Origin of the sequence: Nocardia sp. NPDC004151, assembly GCF_042874235.1 — a bacterium.
Lineage (GTDB): Bacteria > Actinomycetota > Actinomycetes > Mycobacteriales > Mycobacteriaceae > Nocardia.
Genome location: NZ_JBIAMR010000003.1, coordinates 399,353 through 413,062 on the forward strand (window position 1 = coordinate 399,353; position 13,710 = coordinate 413,062).

14 protein-coding genes are annotated in these 13,710 nt (G+C 68.7%); 8 read left to right on the top strand and 6 right to left on the bottom strand.

The genetic code is table 11. From position 1 onward, the window contains the following. The first annotated feature begins 81 nt into the window (after positions 1-81). The gene (pgi, locus tag ACFYTS_RS09115; protein WP_387302419.1) at positions 82-1,722 is read left to right on the top strand and encodes a glucose-6-phosphate isomerase; all 1,641 of its coding nucleotides are present in this window, start codon (positions 82-84) and stop codon (positions 1,720-1,722) included. A gap of 81 nt (positions 1,723-1,803) precedes the next feature. On the opposite strand, the gene ACFYTS_RS09120 is transcribed toward pgi, so the two are convergent. Further along, the gene (locus tag ACFYTS_RS09120; protein WP_387302867.1) at positions 1,804-2,772 is read right to left on the bottom strand and encodes a M23 family metallopeptidase; all 969 of its coding nucleotides are present in this window, start codon (positions 2,770-2,772) and stop codon (positions 1,804-1,806) included. 797 nt (positions 2,773-3,569) lie between these two features. Between ACFYTS_RS09120 and sucC the strand changes: the two genes are divergently transcribed. The 6 genes from sucC (at position 3,570) to purH (ending at position 11,113) form a co-directional block, all read left to right on the top strand. Further along, on the top strand, positions 3,570-4,736 hold the full coding sequence (gene sucC / locus ACFYTS_RS09125) for an ADP-forming succinate--CoA ligase subunit beta (protein ID WP_357280711.1): 1,167 nt from the start codon (positions 3,570-3,572) through the stop codon (positions 4,734-4,736). A gap of 14 nt (positions 4,737-4,750) precedes the next feature. Further along, positions 4,751-5,665, top strand: a complete 915-nt coding sequence (gene sucD / locus ACFYTS_RS09130; protein ID WP_357280709.1) for a succinate--CoA ligase subunit alpha — start codon at positions 4,751-4,753, stop codon at positions 5,663-5,665. 429 nt (positions 5,666-6,094) lie between these two features. Beyond that, positions 6,095-7,084 carry a DUF5336 domain-containing protein gene (locus ACFYTS_RS09135; protein ID WP_357280706.1) on the top strand — a complete coding sequence of 330 codons (990 nt, stop codon included), beginning with the start codon at positions 6,095-6,097 and terminating at the stop codon, positions 7,082-7,084. A gap of 120 nt (positions 7,085-7,204) precedes the next feature. Further along, positions 7,205-8,803, top strand: a complete 1,599-nt coding sequence (locus tag ACFYTS_RS09140) for a DUF6350 family protein (protein ID WP_387302422.1) — start codon at positions 7,205-7,207, stop codon at positions 8,801-8,803. Between the two features lie 103 nt (positions 8,804-8,906). Next, positions 8,907-9,542, top strand: a complete 636-nt coding sequence (purN, locus tag ACFYTS_RS09145) for a phosphoribosylglycinamide formyltransferase (protein ID WP_357280701.1) — start codon at positions 8,907-8,909, stop codon at positions 9,540-9,542. Continuing rightward, a complete protein-coding gene (gene purH / locus ACFYTS_RS09150; RefSeq protein ID WP_357280698.1) occupies positions 9,539-11,113 on the top strand; it encodes a bifunctional phosphoribosylaminoimidazolecarboxamide formyltransferase/IMP cyclohydrolase in 1,575 nt (524 codons plus the stop codon). The genes purN and purH overlap by 4 nt, the downstream gene beginning before the upstream one ends. Positions 11,114-11,205: 92 nt before the next feature. Here purH and ACFYTS_RS09155 read toward each other — a convergent pair whose 3' ends face one another. After that, on the bottom strand, positions 11,206-11,667 hold the full coding sequence (locus ACFYTS_RS09155) for a hypothetical protein (protein ID WP_387302424.1): 462 nt from the start codon (positions 11,665-11,667) through the stop codon (positions 11,206-11,208). A gap of 217 nt (positions 11,668-11,884) precedes the next feature. On the opposite strand from ACFYTS_RS09155, the gene ACFYTS_RS09160 reads away from it, so the two are divergent. Continuing rightward, on the top strand, positions 11,885-12,445 hold the full coding sequence (locus ACFYTS_RS09160; RefSeq protein ID WP_387302426.1) for a LysM peptidoglycan-binding domain-containing protein: 561 nt from the start codon (positions 11,885-11,887) through the stop codon (positions 12,443-12,445). Between the two features lie 178 nt (positions 12,446-12,623). Here the strand turns inward: ACFYTS_RS09160 and rpsR are convergent, their stop codons facing one another. Genes rpsR through rpmB form a run of 4 tightly spaced genes read right to left on the bottom strand, consistent with a single transcriptional unit; the run spans position 12,624 to position 13,653 of the window. Next, positions 12,624-12,878 carry a 30S ribosomal protein S18 gene (gene rpsR / locus ACFYTS_RS09165; RefSeq protein WP_357092315.1) on the bottom strand — a complete coding sequence of 85 codons (255 nt, stop codon included), beginning with the start codon at positions 12,876-12,878 and terminating at the stop codon, positions 12,624-12,626. A 50-nt stretch (positions 12,879-12,928) separates the two neighbouring features. Next, a complete protein-coding gene (gene rpsN / locus ACFYTS_RS09170; protein ID WP_357280690.1) occupies positions 12,929-13,234 on the bottom strand; it encodes a 30S ribosomal protein S14 in 306 nt (101 codons plus the stop codon). A 1-nt stretch (position 13,235) separates the two neighbouring features. Continuing rightward, the gene (gene rpmG / locus ACFYTS_RS09175; RefSeq protein WP_326306153.1) at positions 13,236-13,406 is read right to left on the bottom strand and encodes a 50S ribosomal protein L33; all 171 of its coding nucleotides are present in this window, start codon (positions 13,404-13,406) and stop codon (positions 13,236-13,238) included. A gap of 10 nt (positions 13,407-13,416) precedes the next feature. Beyond that, positions 13,417-13,653: a 50S ribosomal protein L28 gene (rpmB, locus tag ACFYTS_RS09180; protein WP_357280687.1), complete on the bottom strand. Its 237-nt coding sequence runs from the start codon at positions 13,651-13,653 to the stop codon at positions 13,417-13,419. Between the last annotated feature and the right edge of the window lie 57 nt (positions 13,654-13,710).

The window sequence follows — 13,710 nt, forward strand, 5'->3', positions numbered from 1 at the left end:
AGAATCGAGACCTCGGGGCCGCGAACCCGCCCGTAGCGAAGCGGAGGGCAAATTCGGCACGGTGGTTGTAACCTGCCGAGAGTGAGCAGCGACATCACCGCGTCGGCGGTCTGGCGGAAACTGCACGATCACCACTCCTCCCTGGCCTCGCGGCACCTGCGCGAGTTCTTCGCCGAGGACCCCGAGCGCGGCCGGGAGCTGATCGTGCGGGTCGGTGACCTGCATATCGATTACTCCAAGCACCGAGTCACCCGCGAAACCTTGGATCTGCTGGTCGAATTGGCGGAGACGGCCGGGGTCGAGCGGCGCCGCGACGCCATGTTCGCGGGGGAACGGATCAATACCTCCGAGGACCGCGCGGTCGGTCATGTGGCGCTGCGGGTTCCCGCCGGGCAGCGCATCGACATGGACGGCGAGGACGTCGTCCCCGAGGTGCAGGACGTGCTCGAGCGGATGGGCGCGTTCACCGACGCCGTGCGATCGGGGGAGTGGCGCGGCGCGACCGGCGAACGCATCACCACGGTGGTGAACATCGGCATCGGCGGCTCCGATCTGGGCCCGGCCATGGTGTACCTGGCGCTGCGGCACTACGCCGACGCCGGCATCGCCGCCCGCTTCGTCTCGAATGTCGATCCGGCGGACCTGGTTTCGAAGCTCGACGGCCTGGACCCGGCCACCACGCTGTTCATCGTCGCCTCCAAGACCTTCTCCACCTTGGAGACGCTCACCAATGCCACCGCGGCCCGCCGCTGGCTGGTGGCGGCGCTCGGTGAGGACGCGGTCGCCAAGCACTTCGTGGCGGTGTCCACGCACGCGCGGCGGGTGTCGGACTTCGGCATCGACACCGCCAACATGTTCGGGTTCTGGGACTGGGTCGGCGGCCGCTACTCGGTGGACTCGGCCATCGGACTGTCGGTGATGGCGGTCGTCGGCAAGGAGCGCTTCGCCGAGTTCCTGGCCGGAATGCACACCGTGGACGAGCATTTCAGGAACGCGCCCCTGGCTGAGAACGCGCCGGTCCTGCTCGGTCTGCTCGGCGTCTGGTACTCGAACTTCTTCGGCGCCCAGTCCCGCGCGGTGCTGCCGTACTCCAACGACCTGGCCCGCTTCCCGGCCTACCTGCAGCAGCTGACCATGGAGTCCAACGGCAAATCGGTGCGCGCCGACGGCTCCCCGGTCACCACCTCCACCGGCGAGATCTTCTGGGGCGAGCCCGGCACCAACGGCCAGCACGCCTTCTACCAGCTGCTGCACCAGGGCACCCGGCTGGTGCCCGCCGACTTCATCGGATTCGCCCGTCCCACCGACGATCTGCCCACCATGGACGGCACGGGCAGCATGCACGACATCCTGATGAGCAACCTCTTCGCCCAGACCAAGGTGCTGGCCTTCGGCAAGACCGCCGAGGAGATCGCCGCCGAGGGCACCGCCCCGAACCTGGTGCCGCACAAGGTGATGCCCGGGAACCGGCCCTCCACGGCCATTCTCGCGCCCCAGCTGACCCCGTCGGTGCTCGGACAGCTCATCGCCCTGTACGAGCACCAGGTCTTCACCGAAGGCGCGATCTGGGGCATCGACAGCTTCGACCAGTGGGGTGTGGAGCTCGGCAAGCAGCAGGCGCTGGCGCTGGCGCCGTTGCTCACCGCCGCGGAAGATCCACAGCCGCAGGCGGACTCCTCCACGGACGCGCTGATCGGCTGGTACCGCGCGAACCGGCGCTGACCGGACCGAGGGCACCCGCCCGGCGAGATACGAGAAAAGGCGCGTCCCGCAGGACGCGCCTTTTCGCTGTTTCGGAGGCTGTCAGTCCCTTTCGGGGCCGAGGGAGATGCCGCGGGAGGCCAGCCAGGGCAGCGGGTCGATCTTGTCGACACCGTTGAGCCAGACCTCGAAGTGGCAGTGCGGGCCGGTGGAGAACCCGCGGTTGCCGACCGTGGCGATCTGATCGCCGGCCATCACGCGCTGGCCCTGCGAGACCGTCGCGGTGTCGATGTGGCCGTAGATGGTGACCGTGCCGTCGTCGTGCAGCAGGCGGACCCACATGCCGAAACCCGAAGCGGGCCCGGCCTCGAGCACGGTGCCGTCGGCGACCGCGTAGATCGGGGTGCCGATCGGGGCGGCGATGTCCACACCCTGGTGGGCGACGCCCCAGCGGATGCCGAAGCCGGAGGTGAAGGTGCCCGCGGCGGTGAACTTGGTCCACAGCGGCCGGTACTTCGAGGCTTCCTGGTTGGCCATGTCGGCGGCGAACTGCTTGCCCTTGGCCAGAATGTCGTTGAACTGGTCCAGGTTCGCGGGCGCGTTCGGGTTCAGCACCTGCGGGGAGCCCGCGGTGGTGTCGGAACCGCCGACCACGGAGGTCGCGGCGACCTCCTTGACCTGGTTGGCCGCCTGGTAGTCGACATTGCTGCTGTCGCTGGCCGAGGCTTCGATGGTGGCCTGACCGGCTGCCACGACCGCACCGGCCGCGACCGCGACCACGGCCGCCCGGCCCTTGAGGGCGTTCGGCGGGGCGGGTAGGCGGTGCGAGCCGCCGGCGCGGCGCTTGCCGCCGGTCCGGGCCGGACGCGGCTCGTCGGCCGAATAGTCGTCGAGCGCACCGTGATCGACGCGGGCGCCGTCACCGGAGAACTGGAGCTTCTCGCCGGACGCGGTCTTGAAGGTGTAGACCGGCCGGTAGTTGTCGGAGGGGGTCGGGTCCGCGGTCGGATCCCAGTTGGTCCGCGACTGCGGCGCCCAATCGGTGGGATTCGGTGCGGCCCAGCCGTTCACCGTGGTCTGGGCGTTGTAGTCCCAGTTCGGTTCGGCCTGCCAGTCATCGGATTCGGCCTGCTGCCACTGCGGGGCGTCGTCCCAGTGCTGCTGGGGCTCATCCCACTGCGCGCCGCCGTTCCAGTCGGCGTCGGACTGCCACTGCGCCTGCGGATCCCACTGGGCCTGCTGGTTCCACGGCTGGGCGGGCTGCTCCCACTGGGCGCCGCTGTTCCAGGCCTGGGTCGCGTCCCACTCGCCGTGGGCGACCGCGCTGTGGGTGCTGACGGGAGAATCGAATGTCGTTGCGCCGCCGGATTGATCCGCGTCCTCGCGATAGCGGTGGCCGCGGCGGGGCCGGTGCTGCGAAGGGAACGAGCTGTCGCTCAAAGCCTGCCGTCCTCCTGTCCGTGACCGGGTTGTGACATCGACCGCAACGACGGTAACGAAACGATTGCGGCTCAGCAAGCGATGGGACTGCTTCGACACACTGCTGTGACATTCATCACTCGTTTATCCGGAATGTGCTCACTGTGCCCTGGGTAACCGCGTGAGGTTTGTCAACTACGCCACGTAGTAGCCAGTGTCACTCTCCGGGATTCGCGGGCTCCACCTGGCACCGGGTCAACAAGCTACCCGTCAGTAGCATTGACGAGGGGTTTTCCACTCCCGGAGACAATCCCGTGACCTGCGCCACTTAGGCTGTATGCGGCTGATTTCCGCTCCATGTGACTGATTAGAGTCCGAGCCGACCCGCCTCCGACGACGGGCCGCCAACCAAGACGTTGTCACAACAACGCAGACGAGACGGTGAGTACATGGATCTCTTCGAATATCAGGCGAAGGAACTCTTCGTGAAGCACGGAGTGCCTTCGTCGGAGGGCCGCGTCACGGACTCGGCCGAGGACGCCCGTGCGATCGCGGAAGAAATCGGCAAGCCGGTGATGATCAAGTCGCAGGTCAAAGTCGGTGGCCGCGGCAAAGCCGGTGGCGTGAAGTACGCCGCCACCCCGGACGACGCCTTCACCCACGCGACCAACATCCTGGGCCTGGACATCAAGGGCCACATCACCAAGAAGGTCCTGGTCGCCGAGGCCAAGGACATCGCGGCGGAGTACTACATCTCCTTCCTGCTGGACCGCTCCAACCGCACCTACCTGGCCATGTGCTCGGTCGAGGGCGGCATGGAGATCGAAGAGGTCGCCGCCACCAAGCCGGATCGTCTGGCCAAGGTGCCGGTCGACGCGGTCAAGGGCGTGGACCTGGCCTTCGCGCGCAGCATTGCCGAGCAGGGCCACCTGCCGGCCGACATCCTGGATGCCGCGGCGGTCACCATCCAGAAGCTGTGGGAAGTCTTCATCAAGGAAGACGCCACCCTGGTCGAGGTCAACCCGCTGGTGCGCACCCCCAACGACGAGATCCTGGCCCTCGACGGCAAGGTCACCCTGGACGAGAACGCCGAGTTCCGCCACGCCGACCACGCCGAGTTCGCGGACATCGACGCCACCGATCCGCTGGAGCTCAAGGCCAAGGAGAACGACCTCAACTACGTCAAGCTCGACGGTGAGGTCGGCATCATCGGCAACGGCGCGGGTCTGGTCATGTCGACCCTCGACGTCGTCGCGTACGCCGGTGAGAACCACGGCGGCGTGAAGCCGGCCAACTTCCTCGACATCGGTGGCGGCGCCTCGGCGGCCGTCATGGCCGCCGGCCTCGACGTCATCCTGGGCGACGCCCAGGTCAAGTCCGTGTTCGTGAACGTCTTCGGTGGCATCACCGCCTGTGACGCGGTCGCGAACGGCATCGTCGGCGCCCTGAACACCCTGGGCGCCGAGGCCAACAAGCCGCTGGTCGTGCGCCTCGACGGCAACAAGGTCGAGGAGGGTCGCAAGATCCTCGCCGACTTCAACCACCCGCTGGTGACTCTCGCTCAGACCATGGACGAAGGCGCCGACAAGGCCGCCGAACTGGCCGCCGCCAAGTAAGGACACGAACCCACATGTCTATCTTCCTGAACAAGGACAACAAGGTCATCGTCCAGGGCATCACCGGCGGTGAGGGCACCAAGCACACCGCTCTGATGCTGAAGGCGGGCACCAACGTGGTCGGCGGTGTCAACGCCCGCAAGGCCGGCACCACCGTGTCGCACGTGGACAAGGACGGCAACACCGTCGAGCTCCCCGTGTTCGCTTCCGTGGCCGAGGCCATGGAGAAGACCGGCGCCGACACCTCCATCGCATTCGTTCCCCCGGCCTTCTCGAAGGACGCCATCATCGAGGCCATCGACGCGGAGATCCCGCTGCTCGTGGTCATCACCGAGGGCATCCCGGTGCAGGACACCGCGTACGCGTGGGCCTACAACGTGGAGAAGGGTCAGAAGACCCGCATCATCGGCCCGAACTGCCCCGGCATCATCACCCCGGGTGAGTCGCTGGTCGGCATCACCCCGGCCAACATCGCGGGCAAGGGCCCGATCGGCCTGGTCTCCAAGTCGGGCACCCTGACCTACCAGATGATGTACGAGCTGCGGGACTTCGGTTTCTCCACCGCCATCGGCATCGGCGGCGACCCGGTCATCGGCACCACCCACATCGACGCCATCGAGGCGTTCGAGAAGGACCCGGAGACCAAGCTCATCGTCATGATCGGCGAGATCGGCGGCGACGCCGAGGAGCGGGCTGCGGCCTACATCCAGGCCAACGTCACCAAGCCGGTCGTCGGCTACGTCGCGGGCTTCACCGCCCCGGAGGGCAAGACCATGGGCCACGCCGGCGCCATCGTCTCCGGCTCCGCCGGTACCGCCCAGGCCAAGAAGGACGCCCTCGAGGCCGCGGGCGTGAAGGTCGGCAAGACCCCGTCCGAGACCGCCGCCCTCGCGCGCGAGATCCTGGAGAAGGCTTCCATCAGCGCTTGATGGTTCTCGTGCCCCGCTGTCTGACGACAGCGGGGCACAAACCGAGAAGTGTCTGGTTGGTGTCCGCTGCCGGAGGTGGCGGCGCACAGCTGATGCGGGGCGCAAACCGAGAAGTGCGGGGTTGGTGTCCGCTGCTGGAGGTGGCGGTGCACAGCTGATGCCGATGCGGGTCGCAGGCCCACCTGCTCCACATGGCTGATACGAAGGCCGCCTGTCGAATTCGACAGGCGGCCTTCGTGATTCGCGGGAGTGTGAGCAACGCGTCGTGCGCTGGGCGTTTGGGGACGCGCGGGCGCGGGTACTGCCGTCGGGTACTGCGCCGAATCGGCTATTGCGGTAGAGGCACGGGTGGTGGTAGATGCTGCCACCGGCCGCTGCGTGCAGTAGCGTCGGTGGAAGTTCGTGAACGACTCGATAGGAGACGACGACATGGCTTACCCGACCGGGGGCTCGGGATACAACGCGCCCCAGCCGACGCCTTCCTCCGGTTCCGGATTCGGCGCGGGCGCTCCCGCGGCCGGTTCGGGAACCTCGCCTGTTGCGGGCAAGGGGCTGCCTTTCTTCCTGACCGTCGGCGTCGCCGCGCTCGGCGTGCTCAACTTCCTGCTGGGCTTCGCGCCCTACGTCGGCACCAAGGCCGTCGAGATCGGCAACACCCGGGTCGGCGGTGACACCACCTTCAGCCTGTTCGAGAGCGCGGGCTCCGCGGCGCTGGTAACGATCCTGCTGATCGCCGGGCTGGTGGCCGGGCTGTCCCTGCTGCCCAAGCAGAGCGGCAACACCGGTCTGGTGGCGGCGGCCTCGCTGGGCGCCTTCCTGGGAATCCTGTTCGGCTCCTTCAACCTCGGCGACAGCATGACGCTGAAGTGGGGCGGCTGGGTGATCCTGTTCCTGGCGTTCGTGCAGGCCGTGGTCGCGGTGCTGGCACTGCTGTTCGAGGCCGGCATCGTGAAGGCGCCGGAGCCGAAACCGGCCGCGCCGCAGGGTGGTTTCGGTCAGCAGCCGCAGCAGCCGTTCAGCCAGACCGGCCCGCAGTCCTACCAGCAGCCCTCGTTCGGCCAGCCGGGCGGTTTCGGCCAGCAGCCGCAGCAGTCCTTCGGCCAGCCCGCCCAGCCCGCCTACGGTCAGCAGCCGTCGTACGGCCAGCAGGCCGGGTACGGTCAGCAGCCCGCGGGCTACGGCACCGGTTCGCAGCCGACCTACGGTCAGCAGCAGCCCGGGTACGGTCAGCAGCCGCAGCAGTCCTTCGGTCAGCAGCCGTCCTACGGCGCGCAGCAGCAGCCCGCGGGCAGCGCGGACGCGACCCAGCACTTCGGCGGTCAGCAGCAGCGCCCGGCGCAGCCGTTCGGTGGTGAGCAGGCGGCCGATCCGGCAGCGGACGCCACCCGCGCCTTCCGTCCGGGCCAGGACGACAAGTAGTTTTCCGCGTCAAAGGTGCGGCCTCCGGTATCCGACCGGGGGCCGTTCTCTTTGCCCGCGCGCCGCTCGCCCGGCGCGCCTGACCCTACGGTTTCCGAGATGCTGCCACGCTGGTTGTCCATGAGTGCCCCGAGATCTGCCCTGGCTCGCCTGAGCGACCCCGACCTGCGGGCGCCGCGGCGGCCGCCGGTGCAGCGGGGTGGGGGCGACGGCGGGGGATTCGGTTCGCTCACCCCGGAATTCGCGCGGGTCCTGATGCTGGTGGCGGCGCGGGCGTCGGCCATCACGCTGCTGATCATCTTCATTCTGGTGTACGCCACGCTGTTCGCGGCTGGCGGCGGCATGGGCGGGTCGTCCGGGGCGATCGCCGCGAGCTGGCTTGCGGTGCACCAGGTTCCGCTGGTCATCGGCAAGACCGGGATCGGCCTGTGGCCGCTGCTGCCGACCTTCCTGATGCTGTGGCTGGTGGCCCGCGACAGCGCTCAGGCCGCCGACTCCGACTGCGAGATCCGCGATCTGGGTTGGGTGCTGGGGGCGGCCGTCGGCGGCCCGCTGCTGATCACCGCGGTCTGCCTGGCGGTGGCCGAGGACGCGGCGGCCCTGGTGCCGCTGCAACCGCCGGATACCCTGGCCGCATTCGCCTGGGTCGCCTGGCTGAATCTGCTGGCCGCCATGGCCGGTATCGGTTCGCGCCGGTGGCGCGAGTTCGCGGAGCTGCTGCCGATTCCGCTGCCGGACTGGGTGGTTCCCGGCGCCCGGGCGGGTGCGCTGGCCGCGGGCCGGCTGCTGGCCGCCGCGGCCGTGCTGACCGTGGTGTCGTTCCTGGCGCACTGGTCGCGGATCGGCGACACCTATCACGCGGCCGCCGGAAGCGTCTCCGGTGCACTGGGTTTGACGCTGTTGTCGCTGGCCTACCTGCCGAATATCGCGGTCGACGGGGTGAGCCTGCTGGTCGGCGGGCAGGTGCGGATCGGTCCGGGGTCGTTGAGCCTGTTCGCGATCGACGGTGCGCCGGTGCCCGCCGTGCCGGTGGCGGCCGCGGTGCCGTCGGGTCCGGTGGCGCTGTGGTGGCTGGCGCTCTTGCTGGCGCCCGCGGCGATCGGCGTGCTGTCGGGGCTGGAATGCGGTCGCACCTCCCGGGATCGGGCGACCGCGCCCTGGGCGACGCTGACCGCCGCCGGGGTCGCGGCCGTGGGCATGGCGCTGCTGGGCGCGCTGGCCGGCGGCGAGCTCGGCACCTTCGGCCGGATCGGCCCGACCGCGCTGAGCGCGGTGCTGGTGTTCGTGTGGTTCGCGGTCGCCGGATACGTGGGCCTGCTCGGCGCGCGCTGGTTCGGCGGCCCGGCCGCGGCGCCCGCCGTCGCCGGCGAGGAGTACACGGACGAGTACGACGACTACGCGGACGACGGCTACGAGTACGCGGACGACGAGTACGAGGGCGACTACGCCGACGACGACTACGCCGAAGGCGACTACGACGACGACTACGACGACTACGGCGACGAACCCGGCGAAAACGCCCCCGCCTCCGCCGCGGAGTCCGATACCGGCCACCACGCCGAGAGCGGCTGGTACGACGACGAGGACCTCGACGACGCCCTGGACGCCGAACTGGTTGACGACCAGGACGACGACGGGTCCGCCTCCGGTGTGAAATCCGCCGACAACCCCGACATCGTCGACGCGGAAGTGGTAGAGGGAGACCTGCCGGACAAGTAGCCGGTGCACGGTCGTTAGGCTGTTGGTCGGCGGATAGCTTCCCGCTGTCCCTTCCCCGCCCCGATCGACAGGGAGTAGTGCGCTGACGTCCACGCCCGCCCCGATGTTGCCGCCGACCGCACCCGCGTCCGTCGTGGTGCTCGCCTCCGGCACCGGGTCCCTGCTGCGTTCCCTGTTGGAAGCGACCCGGCAGCCGGGCTACCCGGCGCAGGTGGTCGCCGTGGGCGTGGATCGCGACTGCGCCGCCCTGGAGCACGCCGAGGCGTTCGACGTCTCCTCGTTCAAGGTTGCGCTGGGCGAGTTCGCCGACCGTGCCGAATGGGATCGGGCGCTGACCGAGATCGTGGCCGCCTTCGCACCGGATCTGGTGGTGTCGGCGGGCTTCATGAAGATCCTGGGCCCGGCTTTCATGGACCGTTTCGGCGGTCGCATCATCAATACCCATCCCGCGCTGCTGCCCGCCTTCCCGGGTGCGCACGGGGTGCGGGACGCGCTCGCCTACGGCGTGCGGGTGACCGGTTCGACCGTGCATCTGGTCGATTCGGGCATCGACACCGGGCCGATCCTGGCGCAGGAGGCGGTCGCCGTGCTGCCCGATGACGACGAGGCGACCCTGCACGAGCGCATCAAGGTCGTGGAGCGCCGGCTGCTGGCGGAGACCGTCGCCGCCGTCGCTACCCGAGGCATTGTCTCCGATGGACGAAAGGCAGTTATCCCAGATGAGCGAGTTCTCCGGTGAGTGAACGCAAGCCGATCAAGCGGGCCCTCGTAAGCGTCTACGACAAGACCGGGCTGATCGAACTGGCCAGCGGTCTGCACCAGGCGGGCGTGGAGCTGGTCTCCACCGGTTCGACCGCCGGCAAGATCGCCGACGCCGGCATTCCGGTCACCAAAGTCGAAGACCTGACCGGTTTCCCGGAGACCCTGGACGGCCGGGTCAAGACGCTGCACCCCCGCGTGCACGCCGGCATCCTGGCCGACACCCGCAAGGAAGAGCACGTCGACCAGCTGGTCGAGCTCGGCGTCGAGGCCTTCCAGCTCGTCGTGGTGAACCTGTACCCGTTCACCCAGACGGTGGCCTCGGGCGCGAGCGTCGACGAGTGCGTAGAGCAGATCGACATCGGCGGCCCGTCCATGGTGCGCGCCGCCGCCAAGAACCACCCGTCGGTCGCGGTGGTCGTCAATACCGGTGACTACGCCGAGGTGATCGCCGCCGTGGCGCAGGGTGGTTTCACTCTTGCCGAGCGGACCGCCCTGGCGGCCAAGGCTTTCCAGCACACCGCCACCTACGACGTGGCCGTCGCCAGCTGGATGACCAGTGTCGCGGTTCCGGCCGTGGCGCCGGAATCGGCTGCCGCGCAGCAGTTCCCGGAGTGGATCGGTGGCACCTGGCAGCGCGAGGACGTGCTGCGTTACGGCGAGAACCCGCATCAGGCGGCCGCGCTGTACACCAGCCAGGGCGGCCCGCGCGGGCTGGCGCAGGCGCAGCAGTTGCACGGCAAGGAGATGTCGTACAACAACTACACCGACGCGGACGCCGCCTGGCGCGCCGCCTACGACTTCGACGCCCCGGCCGTGGCGGTCATCAAGCACGCCAACCCGTGCGGCATCGCGGTCGGCGCCGATATCGCCGAGGCGCACCGCAAGGCGCACGCCACCGACCCGGTCTCCGCGTACGGCGGCGTGATCGCGGCCAACCGTGAGGTCTCGGTCGAGATGGCCGAGCAGGTCGCCGAGATCTTCACCGAGGTCGTGGTGGCCCCGTCCTATGCCGACGGCGCGGTGGAGGTGCTGGCGCGCAAGAAGAACGTGCGCGTGCTGGTGGCCGACCCGGCCCAGCGCAAGGGCGCGGAGCTGCGTCCGGTCAGCGGCGGCGTGCTGCTGCAGGACCGTGACATCCTCGACGCCGAGGGCGACAGCGCCGCCAACTGGACCCTCGCCGCGGGCGAGGCGGCCGACGAGGCCACCCTGCGTGACCTCGAATTCGCCTGGCGCGCTTGCCGTGCCGTGAAGTCCAACGCCATCCTGCTGGCCGACGACGGCGCGGCCGTGGGCGTCGGTATGGGTCAGGTCAACCGGGTCGACTCCTGCAAGCTGGCGGTGGAGCGGGCCGGGGAGCGGGCCAAGGGTTCGGTGGCCGCGTCCGACGCGTTCTTCCCGTTCTCGGACGGCCCGCAGATCCTGGTCGCGGCGGGCGTGCGCGCCATCGTGCACCCGGGCGGTTCCATCCGCGACAAGGACACCATCGACCTGTGCCGTGAGGCCGGAGTCACCTTGTACCTCACCGGATCTCGCCACTTCGCGCACTGAGCATGAGTCGGCGGTGACGCGGTAGCGGTACCACGAGATCGGGACAGGGCCCGGATCGCATATGCGGTCCGGGCCCTGTCGCGTATGCGGGATTACGTGGCGCTCAATACTTTCCGATCGCCGAGCGGGGACTTCAGCTGCACCTCGAGGCTGCCGAAGACGGCGATCATGGTGCACATCTTGCCGACCGCGTCGGCGCGGGTGCCCGAGCGCAGGTCCACGGTGACGGTGGACGAGGTCTCGGTGACGCTCGCGTCCACGCCGTAGCATTCGGGGGAGCCGGTCTGGAAGTTGACGGCGATCTTGTCGGGGGCGACGCGGGTCCAGCTGTCGAACGGAATGCCGTGCGGGCTCACGATAGTCGGGTCGGCGGTGAACTCGCGTCCGGTTTGTCCGTTCGTCGCTTCGGTGGGCGTGGCGGCGGTGGTGGTCGCGCCGGTGCTGCTGGAGGTGGTGCCGCCGCCGTCGCCGGAGTTCCCGCAGGCGGTGAGGCTGAGCCCGATCAGAGTGGCTGCGCCGGCAGCGATCAGGCGGCGCGCCCGTGTCCCGTACATGGCTGACACCCTAATGTCCCGCGACCGCCGGACCGGTCCAGAGCGCCGTGTAAGCCCAGCCGGCGAATTTCTGGCGAAGACACGCCGAAATCTTCGCAGAACCGGCGCGTAACGATGCGGTGACGGGGGCGGAGTCGGTACTGTCGTCCCCAGATGTGCGAATGCAGTTCCGCGACATCGTCTTATCTCATGTTCCCCCCTCCCGAAAGGACGCACCGTGGGCGACTCGTTGAAGGTTGGCGAAGAACTCGGTCGTGGTCAGTCGCTGCAAGGCGGCGCGTACACCCTGACCCTGCAAGATGATGGCAACCTGGTGCTGTCCGACCCGAGTGGCAAGGTCGAATGGGCTTCCGGCACCAACGGTCAGGGCGTCGTGAAGGCGACCCTGCAGGATGACGGCAACTTCGTCCTCTACAAGGAGGACGGCGCCGCCTGGTCCACCGAGACCAATGGCAAGAGCGCGGACCGCCTGGTCGTGCAGGCCGACCGCAATGTGGTGCTGTACGGCTCCGACGGCGGCTCGCTGTGGTCGTCGGGCACCAACACCGACAACCCGCTTCCCGCTCCGGAGCCGGTCCAGACCCAGGCCGCCGCGGTCGAGGATGTCCCCCCGCCGCCGCCCGCCGCCCAGACCTACACCGTCGAGCCGGGTGACACCCTGTGGGCCATCGCCGAGCGCTTCTACGGCGACGGCAACCGCTACCAGGAGATCGCCAACGCGTCGGGTGTCGACAACCCCGACCTGATTCAGCCCGGCCAGGTGCTGACCATCCCGTAACTCGCGGCTCCGCCACATAAACGAGAACGAGGCCCCCGAGTGCAAAAGCACTCGGGGGCCTCGGATTTGGGGGTGGACGGGCCGTGCCGTCGCTCCCGCTCACACCTCTGCCGGGGTTTCAGGGGTACCCCCTGAGCGTCCGAGAGTTGTTCCTATTCCTGGGCTTTCGCTCCGCGAGCTATCGGCTCGTGAAGGGCAGCAAGGCCATTTCGCGGGCGTTCTTCACGGCCACCGCCACCTGGCGCTGCTGCTGCGGGGTCAGTCCCGTCACGCGGCGGCTGCGGATCTTGCCGCGGTCGGAGATGAACGTGCGGAGCAGGTTCACGTCCTTGTAGTCGACGGTCTCGACGCCGGCCGCGATGAGGGGGTTCTTCTTCGGACGGCGGGCCTGCTCGGCCCGCATCTTCTTCGACGGTGCTCGCTTCACTGCCATGTCAGCGGTTCCTCACTCACGCGGTGTCGTTGTCAACGAATGGTGGATGCTTACCAGCTCGATTTGTGCACACCGGGCAGCTCTCCTCGATGGGCCATCGCGCGAACGCGCACGCGCGAGAGGCCGAACTTGCGGAGATGGCCGCGGGGGCGTCCGTCCGCGGCGTCCCGATTGCGCAATCGTACCGGACTGGCATCGCGCGGCATTCTCTGTAAGGCGGACTGCGCGGCCGTCCGCTCGGCGTCGCTGCTGGTCGGTTTGCGGATGATCTCCTTGAGTTCCGCGCGCCGCCCGGCCCAGCGTTCCACGATCAGTTTGCGCTCTTCGTTCTTGGCGATCTTGGACTTCTTCGCCATGTCACCGGTCCTCGCGGAAGTCGACGTGCTTGCGGACGACCGGGTCGTACTTCTCGAGCACCATCCGGTCGGGATCGTTGCGCCGGTTCTTGCGCGTGACGTAGGTGTAGCCGGTCCCGGCCGTCGACTTCAGCTTGATGACGGGCCGGATGTCGGTCGATTTCGATGCCATCGTCTTCCTTTCAGATCTTCTCGCCGGCGGCGCGCAGGCGAGCGACGACCGCTTCGATGCCGTCGCGGTCGATGACCTTGATGCCCTTGGCCGAGACCCGCAGCGTGATGCGGCGGTCCTCGCTGGGCAGGTAGTAGGTCTTGCGCTGGATGTTGGGGTCCCAGCGCCGGTTGGTCCGTGTGTGCGAGTGCGATACGGACTTGCCGAAGCCCGGCTTGCGACCGGTGACCTGGCAGATGGCCGACATGGGCACTCCCTTCGGGGTAGACGATACTGACAATCGTTTTCGACAACGAACTTATTC